16 protein-coding genes are annotated in these 18042 nt (G+C 37.5%); 15 read left to right on the top strand and 1 reads right to left on the bottom strand.

The genetic code is table 11. The features are described 5' to 3' along the window. Positions 1-117 precede the first annotated feature (117 nt). Positions 118-1035 carry a DUF5668 domain-containing protein gene (locus tag PZ892_RS03420; RefSeq protein WP_182498150.1) on the top strand — a complete coding sequence of 306 codons (918 nt, stop codon included), beginning with the start codon at positions 118-120 and terminating at the stop codon, positions 1033-1035. A 29-nt stretch (positions 1036-1064) separates the two neighbouring features. Continuing rightward, complete coding sequence (gene ispG / locus PZ892_RS03415; RefSeq protein ID WP_182498149.1) at positions 1065-3074, top strand: (E)-4-hydroxy-3-methylbut-2-enyl-diphosphate synthase; 2010 nt, start codon at positions 1065-1067, stop codon at positions 3072-3074. A 117-nt stretch (positions 3075-3191) separates the two neighbouring features. On the opposite strand, the gene PZ892_RS03410 is transcribed toward ispG, so the two are convergent. Beyond that, complete coding sequence (locus PZ892_RS03410; RefSeq protein WP_179221424.1) at positions 3192-3977, bottom strand: META domain-containing protein; 786 nt, start codon at positions 3975-3977, stop codon at positions 3192-3194. Between the two features lie 317 nt (positions 3978-4294). Here PZ892_RS03410 and nuoH point away from each other — a divergent pair, with 317 nt between their 5' ends. The 13 genes from nuoH (at position 4295) to PZ892_RS03345 (ending at position 18038) form a co-directional block, all read left to right on the top strand. Then, positions 4295-5368, top strand: coding sequence for an NADH-quinone oxidoreductase subunit NuoH (nuoH, locus tag PZ892_RS03405; RefSeq protein ID WP_182498148.1), 1074 nt, complete (start codon positions 4295-4297; stop codon positions 5366-5368). 3 nt (positions 5369-5371) lie between these two features. After that, positions 5372-5932 carry a 4Fe-4S binding protein gene (locus PZ892_RS03400; RefSeq protein ID WP_182498188.1) on the top strand — a complete coding sequence of 187 codons (561 nt, stop codon included), beginning with the start codon at positions 5372-5374 and terminating at the stop codon, positions 5930-5932. Beyond that, positions 5932-6474 (top strand): NADH-quinone oxidoreductase subunit J, encoded by a 543-nt coding sequence (locus PZ892_RS03395; protein WP_094255336.1) that lies wholly within the window; start codon positions 5932-5934, stop codon positions 6472-6474. Before PZ892_RS03400 ends, PZ892_RS03395 begins: the two co-directional genes overlap by 1 nt. Then, entirely contained in the window at positions 6471-6776 is a 306-nt protein-coding gene (gene nuoK / locus PZ892_RS03390; RefSeq protein ID WP_277712085.1) for an NADH-quinone oxidoreductase subunit NuoK, read from the top strand. The genes PZ892_RS03395 and nuoK overlap by 4 nt, the downstream gene beginning before the upstream one ends. Further along, a complete protein-coding gene (gene nuoL, locus PZ892_RS03385; protein WP_182498146.1) occupies positions 6776-8779 on the top strand; it encodes an NADH-quinone oxidoreductase subunit L in 2004 nt (667 codons plus the stop codon). The genes nuoK and nuoL overlap by 1 nt, the downstream gene beginning before the upstream one ends. Position 8780: 1 nt before the next feature. Beyond that, positions 8781-10385, top strand: coding sequence for an NADH-quinone oxidoreductase subunit M (locus PZ892_RS03380; protein ID WP_182498145.1), 1605 nt, complete (start codon positions 8781-8783; stop codon positions 10383-10385). Positions 10386-10397: 12 nt separating this feature from the next. After that, positions 10398-11903, top strand: a complete 1506-nt coding sequence (locus PZ892_RS03375) for an NADH-quinone oxidoreductase subunit N (protein WP_182498144.1) — start codon at positions 10398-10400, stop codon at positions 11901-11903. A 130-nt stretch (positions 11904-12033) separates the two neighbouring features. Next, complete coding sequence (locus PZ892_RS03370; RefSeq protein WP_094255341.1) at positions 12034-12639, top strand: DUF4254 domain-containing protein; 606 nt, start codon at positions 12034-12036, stop codon at positions 12637-12639. 10 nt (positions 12640-12649) lie between these two features. Next, positions 12650-13669 (top strand): glycosyltransferase family 9 protein, encoded by a 1020-nt coding sequence (locus tag PZ892_RS03365; RefSeq protein WP_182498143.1) that lies wholly within the window; start codon positions 12650-12652, stop codon positions 13667-13669. A gap of 35 nt (positions 13670-13704) precedes the next feature. Continuing rightward, positions 13705-14943: a glycosyltransferase gene (locus PZ892_RS03360; RefSeq protein ID WP_182498142.1), complete on the top strand. Its 1239-nt coding sequence runs from the start codon at positions 13705-13707 to the stop codon at positions 14941-14943. Between the two features lie 85 nt (positions 14944-15028). After that, positions 15029-15841, top strand: coding sequence for a glycosyltransferase family 2 protein (locus PZ892_RS03355; protein ID WP_182498141.1), 813 nt, complete (start codon positions 15029-15031; stop codon positions 15839-15841). Position 15842: 1 nt separating this feature from the next. Beyond that, positions 15843-16667: a glycosyltransferase family 2 protein gene (locus PZ892_RS03350; RefSeq protein ID WP_182498140.1), complete on the top strand. Its 825-nt coding sequence runs from the start codon at positions 15843-15845 to the stop codon at positions 16665-16667. Positions 16668-16745: 78 nt separating this feature from the next. Then, positions 16746-18038: a glycosyltransferase gene (locus PZ892_RS03345; RefSeq protein WP_277712082.1), complete on the top strand. Its 1293-nt coding sequence runs from the start codon at positions 16746-16748 to the stop codon at positions 18036-18038. Positions 18039-18042: the final 4 nt, after the last annotated feature.

Here is an 18042-nt window from a genome sequence, read left to right as displayed (position 1 = left end):
TGAATCTTTTCACCGACAAAACTAATTCATTTACCGAAAAAATGAAGAGTCAAGCCTATTTTCCATTAATTAATTTGTATTATCGTAGTAGTTTTGGTTCAACAAAGCTAACAAACAATGAACAATAAAATTGCAACAGGTATATGGTTGGTATTTGCAGGATTAGTTTTTCTGCTACACAACATGAAGGTTATAGATTTCAACTTCTACGGCATTATTAACTTATGGCCATTAATATTAGTATCCATAGGTATAAGTCTCTTGCTTCAAGGAAGAACATATTCGAAATATATTGTCATCGCTTCCAATATTATCCTATGTGGAATTATTTTCTACAAAGGAATTACCAGCAAGGATACTTTTTATGACCGTCTTGGAAACATCGAAGTGAATACCGGTGATGATATTGAAGGTCCATTTACGCAAGTTGTTTCACAGAACTTAAGTGAAGATACCGAAACTGCAAAGTTGACCATCAATGGTGGAGCAGCAAAATACAATTTCAGCGCTGGGAAAGACTCAAGCTTGATCTTGGATGCCAAAACTGCGCAGGCAACTGCTTCCTTAAACTTACAAAGCAAGGGAGAAAAGAATGTCAGCATGGAGTTGACCAGCAAGATGAAAAACAACAAATACAACAACAGCTTGATCGAAGTTGCCTTGAACACAAAACCGCTATGGGATTTAGAGTTCAATGTTGGTGCTGCAGCCATCACTGGTGATTTCAAGCAAATGCGGATTGGAAAACTAGAAGTAAATTCAGGTGCTAGTTCCTTGAATTTATATCTTCCAAAGCCTTCTGATGGTGTTTGTGACATTGAAGTAAACACCGCCGCATCAAAAGTAATATTGTACTTACCAAAAGGAGCAGCATGTCAAGTAGAAACTGACGCCTTATTCTCCAACAATAAATACGAGGATGTAGATGTTGTGATCGATGATGTCCGCAAGAGCAAGAATTTTGATCAAGAAACCAATAAGTATGATATCAAAGTTGCGGGTGCTGCAAATTCATTATCGATATTACGATACTAAATCTGAAAATTAGCTAACTTTGCCTTGATATGGAAAGTAAGCATCTGACAACATTAGCTGGGGGTTATTGCAACAGCAAGACGGAATATTCACGATTCTTTACCCGTGAGGTACAGATTGGGGATATTCCAATGGGCGGGAATAATCCGATTCGGATCCAGAGTATGACCACGGTTGACACCATGGATACCATGGGTTCGGTGGAGCAAACCATCAAGATGGTGGATGCAGGCTGTGAATATGTACGCATTACCGCACCTAGTATCAAGGAAGCTGAAAACCTAGCGAATATTAAAAAAGAACTTCGGGCAAGGGGTTATACTGTACCCTTGGTTGCTGATATCCATTTTACCCCTAATGCTGCTGAGGTAGCCGCGAGAATCGTCGAAAAAGTGCGGGTAAATCCAGGAAATTACGCTGATAAAAAGAAATTTGATCAAATCGATTATACAGATTCAGAATATCAAGGAGAGTTGAATCGGATTTACAAGAAATTCGCTCCATTGGTAAACATCTGTAAGGAATATGGCACAGCCATGCGGATTGGCACCAACCACGGTTCACTTTCCGACCGGATTATGAGCCGTTATGGGGATACTCCGGAAGGCATGGTTGAATCCGCATTGGAATTTATCCGGATCTGTGAAGATTTAAATTATTATAACCTTTGTGTTTCCATGAAATCTTCCAACCCGATGGTGATGGTGCAAGCTTATCGCCTATTGGTTGAGAAAATGGTTGCTGAAAACATGAACTACCCCTTACACCTTGGTGTGACTGAAGCTGGTGATGGTGAAGACGGTCGAATTAAATCAGCGGTAGGAATTGGAACCTTGTTGGAAGATGGCTTAGGCGATACTGTTCGGGTTTCACTAACGGAAGAACCAGAAAAAGAGGCTCCCGTTGCAATTGCCTTGGTAAACCGATACAGTAAAAGAGTTAAGGAATTAGAACAATCCAAAGAAAGAGAAATTATCAAGATTGCTCCTTCGCAAGAAACAAAACCTTATAGCTCACAGGAAGTAAATGCATTTATTGGAGGATCATTAGTTCCAAGAATCATTGTTGACCTGTCGACTAAAAATCTAAAAGATCCTTTTATACTTTCTGACGTAGGTTATAAATACGATGCGATCCTAGACAAATATCATATGGGTGATCAATCTGTTGATTTTGTTTATTTAGGGGACTCCTTGCCATCCTTTACGATGCCAGGGAATTTAAAACAATTGTATAATTACAAAACCTGGAAAGGTTTAGAAAATAAAACCAATATCCATCCCATTTATAGCATTGAAGAATTCAATACTGCTGAATTGAAAGATTCAGCCATGAATTTGATCTATGTGAGCAATGATCAATTGGAGTCGGAAGAATTTGCGAATCTGCAGGTTGATAAAACGACAGTTTTTATATTAGAGACGGATCATTTACATGGAATGGCGGATCAAAGGCAGTTTTTTGCTAACCTGCAAGAGATAGGTATTGATTGTCCGGTCATATTAAAAAGGAGTTATCCTGCTTCAGATTTTTCAGGTCCTGTTGGTGACATCATGGATCCGGAGGAACCAATTTCGAAAATTCAATTATATGCGGCGACAGATTTCGGAGCCTTATTGATTGATGGATTAGGATCAGGAATTTGGTTGGATTCAATAGCTACTCCGACGGATAAGATTGCTTCGGTATCCTTTGGTATTCTTCAAGCGACAAGATCCAGGATTTCAAAAACAGAATATATTTCCTGTCCAAGTTGTGGAAGAACTTTATTTGACCTTCAAGAAACTACTCAAATGATCCGTAGCCGGACCAATCATTTAAAAGGGTTAAAAATCGGTATTATGGGTTGTATCGTCAATGGTCCTGGGGAGATGGCGGATGCTGATTATGGTTATGTTGGAGCAGGTCCAGATAAGATTACCCTATACCGTGGTAAAGAAGTGGTAAAAAGGAACGTTTCATCAGCCAAGGCATTGGATGAGTTGATTGATATCATTAAATCCGACGGCCTTTGGGTAGAAGAGGAAGCTGGAAAATAAATAAAATATAAGGAGCAAAAGCTCATAAATGAATCCCTCAAACAATGAAGATTCCATAAAATAACAAGGGCGATGTTTGTAAAAACATCGCCCTTGTTTATCTAGATAATTGTTGTCTTATTTTACTTTTTTGAAGCGCATGGTTGCGATATCACCTACGATCAATGTTAAGGTGTTATCATTTACACTTTGTACATTCACTTTTTGCAAAGACTGAATGAATAAAGGCTCGCCTTCACCTGGACATGCCATTCTAGTAGTAGCAAGCGGACCGAATTTAATATTCTTACCATTTACTGTTACAGAAGAATTGAAGGTATTACAACCTGCATTTCCAGAAACTTTAGTAGAACCGGCATCAAAAATTAGGGTCGGTTTTTTATCAGGGTACAATTCATTGAAAGGTTTCGATGAATTTGCGATATAATCTAATTCCCAAGTTCCTTCCAGACTCACTTCTGCATCCACTTTTTGGAATTTCGCCAATGGCATTCTACGACCAACGTTTAGCGATAAGATTCCATCTGCTAACGAATAGTTATTTGTTGTTTTGAATACTTCAGCTAATAATTTATCTGTTTCCATATCTTCACAAGCCATCATTGTTGACATTCCTGGTTTGAAAGATATCTGATTTGTACCTGCAATAACATATTCACCGCCCATGGTATTACAACCACCTGAAGCCGAATAGCGAGATTCTTCCGCCATAAAGACTAAGAATGGTTCTTTACCATTTAATTTCTCAGGAACTTTTTTACCATTTAATTCAATTAAACGCCACTTGTTTCCAGTGATTTCAGCGAAGTCAGGATTTTGGTTCCCAGTTGTTTTCTTTGCTCCTGCACATCCTGCAAATAAAATTGTGATTACTGCTAATACACTAAAAATAGATTTTTTCATAGATAACATTGTTTAAACTACTATATAAATACCCAAAATATTTCAAAAGGTTTAAAATATTTTTAAAATTCCTTAAAATCCATATCAATAATTGGTGATTTCAGGAAAATACAGAATGATAATTCAACAGATTGTCCATTGTACCATCATATATTTTATGAGATAATGCAAATACCATGCAAGGATTCCATGAGAGTCCGAAATAACAATATTTTAAAAAATTGCACTGAATGCTGTTCAAAATGATATTAGTTATGGCTTATTTAATGGTATTTCCTTATGTTTGTAGCTAATTAAGAATTAATCTAAAAAGAAGATTGGACAGCTTAATCTTGAATATCCTAACACCTGTAGCAATATTTTTGTTTATTGCCTTGTTTACGCTTTTTGCAGTCTATGCTGAGCGTAAGATAGCAGGTTTCGTACAGGACCGTCTTGGTCCGATGGAAACGGGAAAATTCGGGTTATTACAAACCATCGCAGATATCCTTAAATTACTTCAGAAAGAATTTATTTCTCCGGCAGCATCGGATAAGATATTATTTGCGATCGCGCCGATTATTATTTTCGTAGCGGTATTTATTGGTTATAGCGTAGTGCCTTGGGGTCCTGATCTATTACCGTCCAATACCCATACCGGATTATTTTTTATTATGGCCGTTGTTTCCATCGATGCGATCGGGATATTAATGGCAGGTTGGGGTTCCAACAATAAATATTCATTATTGGGTTCTATTCGAGCCATTGCGCAGATGATCTCCTATGAATTGCCGGTAGGATTATCGTTGATCGCAGCTGTGATGATCACACAAACATTGAATCTAAATGAGATTGCCCTCAATCAAGGGATATGGGCAGATCAAGATATATACTTTTTAGGTTTCTGGAAGGTCAATGACATTGGGGGGATCTTATCCTGGAACATTTTCCAGGCTCCACACCTCTTGATCAGTTATGCCATATTTTTCATTGCCTCCTTGGCGGAGTGTAATAGGGCGCCATTTGATATTCCAGAGGCGGAGAGTGAGCTTATTGGCGGTTTTCATACAGAATATGGGGGCATTCGATTTGCCTTTTTATTTCTTGCGGAGTATGCCATGATGTTTTTGGTAGCCATGTTAGGCGTGGTTATCTTTTTAGGAGGCTGGAATACCATTTTACCAAATATTGGTGCCGTTCGATTGGCAGATTGGACAACGGGACCATTTTGGGGTGTATTCTGGACTTTGATAAAATCATTGTTCATTGTTGCCGTTCAGATTTGGATACGTTGGACCCTTCCACGGTTCCGGGCTGATCAGCTGATGACTTTATGTTGGAAAATATTGATTCCATTAGCTTTCGTATGCATGGCAATATCGGGGCTATGGCGAATTTTAATTATGATATAATTGATCTTAAAAACGACCATACAAGGAGTGGCAACGGCCTTAAAAGGACTTACTTTAACAGTGAAGCACCTTTTTAGTGCCCGAAAGGCTCGTCGATCGCTGGACATCAAAAAAGATCATTATTTTGATGAGCAGTCGGGAGTGACTACGGTTCAATATCCAAAAGTAACCATGCCTATTCCAGAGGTTGCACGGTATCAATTGGATGTAGAAATAGACGATTGTATAGTCTGCGATCTATGTGCCAAAGCATGTCCAGTTGATTGTATCACTATAGAAGCCATTAAATCCCCTGAAGCGATAGGAAAAACTTCAGATGGATCGGTAAAGAGATTATATGCTGCGGAGTTTGATATCGACATGGCAAAATGTATGTACTGTGGATTATGTACCGTTGTATGTCCGACGGAGTGTATTACCATGACCGATAAATACGATGTAGTTACCAGCAATCTTGCGGATTTGACCTATTCATTCGCAGAGATGTCGGATGCTGAGATCAAAAAACGTAAGGAAGAGTGGACGAAGTTTCAAGCTGAGAAGGAGGCAGCAAAGAATAAATAATGGAGTTAGCCATTTTTTACGCCTTTGCAGCATTGACCTTGGGTTCGGCTTTATTGGTAGTTAGCTTAAAAAACACAGCTAGAGCCTTATTCTTATTCTTCGTTGTTCTATTTGGAATGGCGGGGTTATTTATTTTTGCTTTAGCAGATTTTGTTGCCATTACCCAAATTATGGTATATGTTGGTGGGGTATTGATCTTAATGATTTTTGCTTTTATGTTGTCCAACAAGGAACTTTTGGCCGATTTGCAAAACACATCGAGTAAATTCCTATCCCTACCTAATTGGCAAACCTTAATCCTATGTTTGGGATTTTTAGGCGTTATGATCTATGGGATTATCGAATGGCAGGAGAATACGCCAAAATGGATTACGGAAAATATTAGAAGTGGAAACATTTTAAAATCCACTGACAACAACATCAATCAATTGGGCTTAAAATTTATGACCCAATATATTCTACCTTTTGAGGTAATTTCCATTTTTCTATTAGCGGCTTTGATTGGGGCGGCTCATCTTTCCAGAAAGGAGGATCCGAAGTGATTACCTTGACCCATTTTCTAGTAGTATCGGCTTGTTTATTTTGCATCGGACTGTACGCTATTGTAGCCAAGAGAAATGCGATTATGATTTTGGTGGGAATAGAATTTATTATCAATGCAGCGATTCTGAATTTAGTAGCATTCAGCAGGTATGATAAAATCAACTATAGCGGACAGGTTTTTGCATTATTTGCCATTGTATTGGCCGCAGCATCCGTTGCAGTAGGTTTAGCCATTATTCTAAATCTATATAGAAAGTATAAGAGTATTAACCCTGAAAATATTACAGATTTAAGAGACTGATGGGGGATTTATTAAACATATCACCTATCCTGGGAAGTATTATCGTCGTAGTACTTCCATTGCTTGCGTTTTTAGCGCAGGCTATTTTGGGTAAGCGGGATCAGTCTGGAAATATTGCCCTAGCCTCCATAATCCTCAGCAGCCTATTTTCGGTCGCTTTTGTATTTATGGAAATTTGGCGTTCAGAGCCTATCTCATCGAATTATTCCTGGTTCACGATAGGCACCCATAATTTCACCATAGGTATTTTATTAAACAACCTGACGGTTCTTATGCAATTGATCGTATGTGTGATTGCATTACCCGTTCATATCTATTCACGTTCTTACATGAAAGGAGACCCCGGGATTCATCGTTATTGGATGTATTTGAGTCTCTTTTGTTTTGCGATGTTGGGATTAACGATTTCCAACAATCTCTTTATGATGTATATCTTTTGGGAGTTGGTTGGTTTTGCATCCTATCTATTGATTGGGTTTTGGTTTACGCGAGAATCTGCTGTACAAGCAAACAAGAAAGCCTTTATCATCAACCGGATTGGAGACCTAGGATTTCTATTAGGAATTGCTTCTGTATATAGCTTTTATGGCAGCTTAAACTTGGTTGAGTTATTTGGCAAAGAAGGATTATTCTATCAGACTACTGACATTCCATCTGGCTGGATGACCTTTACAGGTTTATGTTTCTTTGTTGGTGCGATGGCTAAATCGGCACAATTCCCATTGCATGTATGGTTACCTGATGCGATGGAAGGTCCGACATCAGTGTCCTCTTTGATTCATGCTGCGACGATGGTTGCTGCAGGGGTATTTTTATTATGTACCGTATTCCCGTTATTCAATGAAACAGCATTATTGATCATTGCTATCATTGGAACAATCACCGCATTTATTGCTGCTTATTTTGCCTTGGGGCAACGTGATATTAAAAGGATTTTGGCCTTTTCCACGATTTCTCAATTAGGGTTTATGGTAGTTGCTGTAGGTGTAGGCGCTTGGGATGCTGCTATGTTTCACCTAGCGACACATGCCTTTTTCAAATGTTTACTATTCTTGGCGGCAGGAGCTGTCATCCATGAAATGCTGCATTTAAAAGAGACCCATAATTTAGACTTCGACCCTCAGGATATCAACAATATGGGTGGATTGAGAAAATGGATGCCGAAGACCTTTATCTTGATGTTAATCGCTTCATTGGCATTGGCAGGATTTCCATTGACTTCTGGATTTCTATCAAAAGATGCAATCTTGATTTCTGCCTTTGAATGGGCTGCGCATCATGGCGGAGTATATTTTATTATTCCAATTGCCTTAACCATAGTAAGTATTCTAACTGCATTTTATATTGGTCGATTGATCTTTAAGGTTTTCTTTGGAGAGTTTAAACTTAAATTGGAGAAACCGCATCTGCATGAAGCCAGTTCAACGATGATAGGTCCTATGATCTTTTTAGGGATTTGCTGTTTATTCATCGTGTTTTCCTGGAATCCATTGGCTTACCATCACTCTTTTATATTAGCTGGTTTTAATGTGCAATATCCGTTTTCGGAGATGCATTCTTTACACTTGATTTTACCAGTGGTAATAACATTAGGATCGGCGATTTCTTGGGTAATCGGATGGAACTGGTATGTGAAGAACAATTATCCATTGAATCCGAACAATAGCTGGATTGAAATATCCTTAAATCAAGGTTATTTGAATGAAGGATATCAAAAAATGTTCGTGAATAGCACGTTGAGCTTGAGTAATGGCTTGTATTGGATTGATCGAAATATTGTAGATGGATTTGTGAATCTCTTAGCAGGCCTAACCAGAGGGTTGGCAAATTTCAGTGCTTGGATAGATAAGAACCTGGTTGATGGTTTAGTGAATAGTATTGCTGGCACGGCGTATTACATTGGACATTTATTAAGATGGGTACAAAACGGAAGGCTACAGAACTATTTGGGTTTCGCCTTTACGGTATTATTAATTGGAATAATTTATTTGATATTAAAATAAGATGGGTGCATTATCCTTACTTATATTTTTGCCTTTGCTAGCTGTTGCAGGCATTTTGTTGCTTCCGAACCGATTGGGACAGAGCTTCAAATATATTGCTTTGCTGGTCACTTTGATTCAATTTGGATTGGCGGGTTATTTATACGCCAATTTCGAGGGATCTGCAGGTGCCTTTAATGAGGTATCCACATATCAGTATGTGGAGCAATTGCCATGGATTAGGCTGAGTTTAGGCTCCATGGGTAAATTGGAGATCGATTATTTCTTGGGTGTAGATGGTTTTTCATTGCCATTGCTATTGCTGAGTTCCTTTGTCATGTTGATGGCTGTAGGTGCGTCATGGAATATGGAGAAAAGTAAAAAAGGATATTTTGCCTTGTTGATGCTATTGAATACTGCAGTAATGGGTATTTTCTGTGCATTGGACTTTTTCTTATTCTATGTATTCTACGAGGTAATGCTGCTTCCATTATACTTTTTGATTGGTATTTGGGGCGGAGCAAGAAGGGAATATGCTGCGATCAAGTTCTTTATTTATACCCTATTTGGTTCCGTATTTATGTTATTGGTTATTGTTGGGCTTTATTTCTCAGTTCAAAACCCACATACCGGAGCACATACTTTCAATATGTTATATATGATGAATCCTGAGAATTATGTTCCGGGATCCTTCTTTGATTTCTTAGGGAATGCCAATGAGATATTAGGGATTCCAGCAAGGATGATAGGATTTATCGTATTATTCATTGCCTTTGCCATCAAGATTCCTATTGTCCCATTACATACCTGGTTGCCTGATGCGCACGTAGAAGCACCTACACCAGTTTCGATTATCCTTGCCGGAATTTTATTAAAAATAGGTGGATACGGAGTCATTCGGATCTGTCTGGGGATTTTTCCAGATGCTATGGCTGATGCCAATTGGTGGTTGGGGTTGATAGGTGTGGTATCCATTATATATGGGGCATTGAATGCCTTGGCACAAACGGACCTGAAGCGATTAATTGCATATTCCTCGGTTTCACATATGGGGTTTGTGTTATTGGGAATATCCTCCCTGACTGCGGAAGGTATTTCTGGGGCCATGTTTCAGATGTTGAGTCATGGATTTTTATCGGCAGCCTTGTTCTTCTTAGTTGGAGTCCTGTATGACCGTGTTCATGACCGATATATCTACAATTTTAGAGGATTGGCTAGCATTATGCCAAAATATACAGCCTATGTGGCGATTGCATTTTTTGCTTCACTAGGTTTACCAGGGTTTTCAGCGTTTATCGGTGAGGCCTTTGTCATTATTGGGACCTTTAATGCTGAAAGTATGCAGACGGGAATTCCACGATGGATGGCTATTTTCGGATCCTTGGGAATTCTGATGAGTGCGGCATATTTCCTTTGGACCTTACAACGTATGTTTTTTGGACAAACACGATTAAAAGGTGGAGAAACCTGGGTTGCCGAATTAACGGATTTAAATAAAAGAGAACAGATAATCTTATTTCCAACCTTAGCATTAGCCTTATTATTAGGAGTAATGCCATCCTTGGTTTTTGGGGTATTAAACAACTCCGTGTTGAGTTTATTGGATTTGGTTACAGCATATTTGTAGGGATTTAGGGAAATGAACGATTTTGCTTTTCAAGTTTCGGACCATATAGATCAGATTATTCGATCGGTACCCTTGTTCAAGGTTGAGTTAACCCTGTCCATTGGCTTCCTATTGAGTATCGCTTGTACCTTATTTTTTGATAAGTATTGGAAGCATTCATCCTTCTTTATCAGTCTTTTGAGTATAATCGCGTCTACGGTCATATTATTTTCCCAACATGATTATGCAAACTACGGCTTCTATGGGATGTTGACCATTGATAAGACCGCTTATTTTGCGAGGCTTTTCATTGCATTTGGTCTATTTATTTCGGCAATATTTATTCAACAATATTTCCAACATAGGGAATTTACTCGTCGGAAGGGCGATTTATATAGTATTTTATTAGCTGCGGGTATTGGGATGAACCTGATTTCGATGACCACACATTGGTTATTGGCATTTATTGCCATTGAAATGGTTTCCATAAGTTCCTATATCATGGTAGGCTATTTCTCAGAAAATAAGAAGCAGGCTGAGGCAGCAATGAAATATGCCCTCTTTGGATCTGCTTGTTCGGCAGTCATGCTCTATGGTCTTTCATTGGTTTATGGGTTTACAGGGGATTTAAACTTTGCGAGTCCGAGACATATTCAAGGATTAATTGCTGCTCCAGGGGTGATGTGCAGTATAGCCTTATTGTTTGTTTTTACAGGGATAGGTTTTAAATTAAGTTTTGTTCCCTTCCACCTGTGGGCACCAGATGTATATGAGGGAGCAGCGACTCCAGTAACAGCATTCTTATCCACAGTTCCTAAAATAGCGGCGATAATCTTGATGAGTCGATTGGCTGCAGCTTGGATCAGTACACCATTCTTCTTCTCGGAATTGACCTTTATGTTTATTTCCGTAGTCGCCATCGTGACCATGTTATTTGGTAATCTGATTGCATTGCGACAAACAGATATCAAAAGGATGATGGCTTATTCCTCCATTGGACATACTGGTTTTCTGTTGATGGCTATTATTGGATATACCAATGGTCAGCAGGATATCCTCTTCTATTATATCTTCATCTATGTATTGATGAACCTGGGAAGCTTTGCCTTTATTGATGTTTTGGAACAAAAATTAGGTAGCACTGCCTTTTCCTCCTATACTGGATTGGGTAAAAAACTACCTGTTATTTTCACCTGCTTTTCCATTCTAGGTATTTCATTGGTGGGAATCCCTCCTACTGCGGGATTTGTTGGAAAGCTATTGGTTTTTAGCAGTATCTTTGAAATCTATCAAAATAGCACAGATTTAATCTTTTTATGGTTATTAATCATTGGCGCATTAACTTCAGTAATATCCTTATTTTATTATTTTAAAATCCCTCTTTTCGCTTTCTTAAAATCAAATAAAGAAGAAGAAATTCAGCCCAAGGAGAATTACAGTAAGACGATGTTGGTTATTGGGGTAATTTTAACCATTTCAATAATCGTATTGGGCTTATTCCCGAGTATTTTCTTAAAGTATTTAGCTATTGGCAATTAGTTTCTTAAGATTTAATTATTGAATCTTTCTCAAAAAATAAAGTAGGCATATCCATTAAATAAGTATCGTTTTTAGGAGGTTTTGGAGGTTTCCAATGCCAACTACTAAATAGTAAATACTATATTTGTACATGATCTCTTCAATAGCAAACAACATTTTTCAGCAGGTAATTGAAGATTACCATGTTCACGATAAGATTGACCAGCCGATTGTGAATCCATACAGCCGCGAGAGCTTGGAGCATTTATTATATTTAAAATGCTGGATTGATACTGCTCAATGGCATATGGAAGATGTGGTCCGGAATCCGAATATTGATCCTCGTGAGGGTTTATACTGGAAAAGAAGAATTGACAGACAAAATCAAGAACGTACCGATACAGTGGAATTTATTGATAGTTATTATTTGCAGGAATTCAAGGATGTCGTTGCTCAACCTGATGCAAAGATCAATTCTGAAAGTCCGGCATGGGCAATTGATAGGCTTTCGATTCTGGCTTTGAAGATTTATCATATGGGGCAAGAGACCTTGCGTACGGATGTGTCTAAAGCACATCAGGAGGCTTGCCAGGAAAAGTTGAATATCCTGTTGGAACAGCGCAAGGATTTATCACAAAGTATCGATGAGTTATTGAGTGATATTCAAGGCGGCAAGAAATATATGAAGGTGTACAAGCAAATGAAGATGTACAACGACCCGAACTTAAATCCTGTACTATACGGGGCACAGAAATAATTCATTGGAAATGAGGCGTATCCTGGTCACTAGATTTTCAGCAATGGGTGATGTAGCCATGGTTGCTTCAGTTTTAAGGGAATTTCAAGAACAGCATACGGACACTGAGATCATTATGGTTTCACGTCCGTTTTTTTCTGCCTTTTTTGAAGGGATTCCAAGGGTTATTTTTCATCCCATTGACCCCAAAGGAAAGCATAAAGGGGTAGCAGGACTTGTCAAGTTGTTCAATGAATTAAAAAAATATAAGGCTGCACAGGTTGCTGACCTACATAATAATATCAGGTCTAGGTTTTTGGATCTCCTTTTCAAAACTGCCGGATATCAGGTTCGGATTTTGGATAAGGGAAGACCGGAAAAGAAAGCCTTGACAAGAGATAAAAACAAAGTTTTTAAGCCTTTGAAGCTAACAACGGAACGCTATGCGGATGTTTTTCGAGCATTAGGTTACCGCATCGAACTAAGTCATCAACTTCAAAAACAACATCGATTAATTCCGCAAGGAATGATGCCGATCTTGGCATCAAATTCCAAGAAAGTTGGTATTTCTGCTTTTGCGCAACACAGCTTCAAAGTTCTACCTTTTGAGAAAATGGCTGCCGTAATCAAAGCGTTGGCTGAATTAGGCATTGAAGTTGTACTATTTGGTGGTGGCTCGAAGGAAAAGGAAATAACAGAGAAATGGGCAGAAGGATATCCTAACGTTCATTCTGTAGTTGGGAAATATAAGCTGAGAGAAGAGCTTGATATTATTGCACATTTGGATTTAATGATCAGTATGGACAGTTCTGGGATGCATATGGCATCCTTAATGGGAGTTCCTTGTATTTCAATCTGGGGGGCAACTCATCCATATGCTGGATTCTTGGGTTATGGTCAATTACTGGAAGATTGTGTTCAGGAGGAACATCCTAATAGACCAAACTCGGTTTATGGCAATAAATCATGCTTGTGTGATGGTGTTGAGGCGATTGACTTGGTTACAAGTGAAATGGTTGTGGAAAGGGTGAAGGGAAAAATAAAAGGATAATAGCAAATTAGGATTAGAAATACGTTTAACATAATATGGAAAAAATCTGTTTTTTAGTCTGTCAATACGGGAAAGAAGTAAATGGAGGGGCTGAATATCATTGCAAAATGCTGGCTGAACGACTAGTAAATGATTATGAGGTGGATGTTTTGACAAGCAAAACAATCAATTACAATACTTTTGAGCCATATTATAAGGATAATCGGGAAAACCTTAATGGTGTAAATGTATTGAGGTTTGACTGTAAGCCATTTGATGCCAAAGAACATAATATTTGGCGTAAGAAAACTAAATTTTCAAGAAAGGTAAGGAGGAATTTATTTCGATTGGGTCTTTTAGAATCAGTTGCAAATATGAATCCGGTTTGGAATTTAGGGATTGAAAATGAAGAAAACCTACTTAAAAGCCATGGTTTCTATTCAAAAGATCTCTTGGATTATTTAGAAACGCATAAAGAAGAATATAAGGCAATAATTTTGTTCTCTTATGTTTATCCGCATACTGTTTTTGGAGCTAGAATTGCCCCAGAAAAAACATTGTTGATTCCAACGGTACACAATGAGGGCGATGTATTTCGTTCAGTTCACACCCATGTATTTACGAGTGTAAAGCATATTGGATTCAATACGGAAGAGGAGCACCAGTTAAGCCTTAAGATATTTGGGAACAAAATGTCTGAAAATAGTATTCTCGCAGTTGGCGTTGAGACTGATTTTGAAAATGAGGTCCAATTAGCGGAATTAAAAGAAAAGTTCAATTTACCTGAGCGATATATACATTATTTTGGACGAGTTTGCGGGTCTAAAATGGATAAATTGATTCCTTGGTTTATTTCTTACAAAGAGAAACATCCCTCAGATCTAAAACTAGTTTTAACGGGGAGATTGTTTCAAGAGAAAATCGAACATCCGGACATCATTTACACGGGATTTGTGACGGATGAAGAGAAAGTATCATTGATAAAAAATGCGACTTTAATAGTTAACCCTTCAAGGAATGAAAGTTTATCATTACTTCTACTGGAGGCAATGGATCTTGGTAAGACAGTATTGGTAAATAGTAAATCAGATGTTTTGCTTGGCCATTCCATCAAGAGCGAAGGGGCAACGGAAGCCTATATGAGTGAGAAAGATTTTCATCAGAAAATACATAAATATATTTCAGATCCAACACTTATAGAATTGAACAAGGCCAGAGCAAAGGAATATGTCCAAAGAAATTATTCTTGGCCTTTGATCATGGGCAGATTAAAGAAATTGATTGAAGCTATGTAAATCTTTAGCTAGATAGAAATCAAAAATATATTTTAACAATTAGACAAGAATATATATAATTGAAATATTATATGCTAAAGGATTTATGAAGATAAAGGACTGTTCGCTTATTGTTGCTACCTATAATTGGCCGGGGGCACTGAATTTATGCTTAAAAAGCATTCTAGAGCAGAGCATCCTTCCAAAGGAAGTTATTATTGCTGACGATGGTTCTACGAATGAAACAAAAGAATTAATTGAATCCATTCGAAGCAGCTTTCCTATTCCCATCAAACATTTATGGCAAGAGGATCACGGTTTTAGAAAATCGATGATTCTAAATCAATGCTTTGCGGTCGCAGCATATGAATATCTCATTCAGATCGATGGAGATGTCTTTCTGCATAAAGATTTTATTCGTGACCACCTAAAAGCTGCTCGTCCGAATTATCTTTTGCAAGGTAGTCGTGTGATGTTGAGTGATGAATATTCCAAGAAGTTAATCGAAGAAAACAATGTTCATCCCAAATTACTCGGTGGAGGCAATAAAAGAATTGAAAATGGCATTAGATTCCCTCTCTTGTCAAATTTTCTTTTGAACAGATATAAGAATTCATTTCCAGTTTATTATGCTAGAGGCGCCAACATGTCTTTTTGGCGAAAGGATATCTTTGCTGTGAATGGTTATAATGAAGCGTATGAAGGTTGGGGTCATGAGGATAGTGATTTAACTTTACGGATGATGAATACTGGGGTAAAAAAATCAGTCATTAAATTTGCTGCAATTGTCTACCATCTTTATCATCCGGAGAAAAAGAACAATAATCAAGAGGCGCGAAATAAGGAAATCATGGAACAGACTCAAAAAGATAATATTACTTGGGTTGATAGTGGAATAGACAAATATTTAAACAATTAGAATGAGTGATTTATCGAAAAGACCGAATACTGTAGCCATTATGGTTTCTACATACAATTGGCCAGAAGCACTGGAAAGATGTGTGCAAACCATACTAGCCCAAGATAGATTACCCGATGAGATTTTAATTGCAGATGACGGATCTGGAGAAGCTACAAAACAGGCCGTAGAAAGATTAAAATCACTTTCTAAACTTCCCATTCATCACATCTGGCATCCAGATGAAGGGTTTCGTTTGAGCGTGATAAGAAATAAAGCGATTGAAGCCGCACAGTCTGAATATATTATACAAATTGACGGAGATATCCTATTAGACCCTCATTTTATTTCAGACCATCTGTCCTTAATTGAACCGAATGCATTTCTATGTGGAAGTAGAGTTTGGGTAGACCAAGAACAGAGTAAAGAATTGTTGGAACAAAAAGGGACCATTAAAGTTGATAGGAGTAAATTTCCGTTATCTTTTATTCTAAATAGCATGCGTTCTGGTTTTCTTTCTAGATTTTTGGCTGATAGATACAAAAAAAATCAACCTAAGATCTTGAGGGGATGCAATATGTCTTTTTGGAAAAGCGACCTTATAAAGGTTAATGGATATAATGAAAGCATTCAAGGATGGGGGGCAGAAGATTCTGAAATGGCTTTTAGGTTGATGAATAGTGGAGTTAAGAAGCGATTTTTAAAATTTGCTGCAGTTGCATATCATCTCTATCACAAAGAAAACAACAAAGATAATCTTGCAAAAAATGACCTCATACTAGAAGAAACCATTGATCAGAAGAAAACATGGACTGATTTTGGCATCAAAAAAGACTCAAAATCTTAAAAAAGTTTATCCAGATTGTAGCAATTTGAATTTTTAGGCGTTAACAATTAGAGATGGATTAGATTTCTACAGATGCCGATGAAAGAACTTGCTATAAATATTATTGGGTATATAAATAAACAATTTGGTCTTGGTGAAGGCACTAGAGCAAATATTAGAGCACTAAGAGCAGCCAATATTTCCACATGTATTAATGAATTCAATCATAATATTAATAAGGAAATTCTAGATCAAGAACATGAGGAAGTAGATGTTTTGAGCAACCAAAATTCTCATCCAATTAATATTGTCCAATTAAACTTTGATAAATTAACCTCATTCATTGAGAATTATTCGGATACTTATCTCAAAGGAAAGTATAATATTGGGTTTTGGGTTTGGGAACTGGAAAGATTTCCAGAGGTAGCTCATGTGTATTTTGACTTATTTGATGAAATATGGACGCCAAGCAATTATTCTGCAGAGTCCATCAGTTTGTATTCCCCCATTCCTGTAATCAATATTCCACATTCTATTGAGATATTAAATGTGCCTCATGATAGAGATTATTTTGATTTAAGTCAGGATAATTACTATTTCCTTACCATTTTTGATTACAACAGCTCTATAGAAAGAAAAAATCCAATCGGGGTAATTGACGCCTATGAACTTGCCTTTGGAAAAAACCATCCTACCGTAAAGTTGGTTATCAAAGCATCTGAAAGACCAAACTTTGAATCTGAAAAACAGTTAATTGATTTAAGATTATCGGAGAACGCATCAATCATCTATATTGAAAAAACATTAACCAGGGAAGAAATTCATAGTTTGATCAAACAATGTGATTGTTTCATTTCATTACACAGATCTGAAGGGTTTGGGCTAACCATGGCTGAAGCCATGTATCTGAACATACCTGTCATTGCGACCGACTATTCAGGTAATAAGGATTTTATGAACATCAATAATGGATTTCTTGTTAAGTACAAGCTGATATCTGCCGAACTTTACAACAAATTCAGCAGTGCGGAGGATATGTGGGCTGAACCTGACATTGCGGACGCTGCAGAAAAAATGAAGTTTGTTTTCCATAATCCAATGGAAGCAAACAAATTAGCATCAAGAGGCAATAAGGATATACAAGAAAGAAATAGTCCAGAATATATCGGTGCAAAAATGAGGGCCCGTTTAAATTTCATTCAAAACAACCTTTTGAAAAAAGCGTCAGGTAAAGATTTGTTGCAAGAAATTTCAAAGCAAAAAATAGAAATTTCTTTATTGAATGATAAGTTGGAATCGATTAAAAATCTGCCTTACATACAAATGAAAGTCAAATTCAAGAATTTCAAAAATCGATATTTGGGAAAAGATAAAAAGTACATTTGGGAATAAAAAC

The organism is Sphingobacterium sp. WM (genome assembly GCF_029542465.1).
GTDB classification, from domain to species: Bacteria; Bacteroidota; Bacteroidia; order Sphingobacteriales; family Sphingobacteriaceae; genus Sphingobacterium; species Sphingobacterium cellulitidis.
Note: the sequence above shows the minus strand (reverse complement) of the source record. Positions and strands in the feature narration are given on the sequence as shown.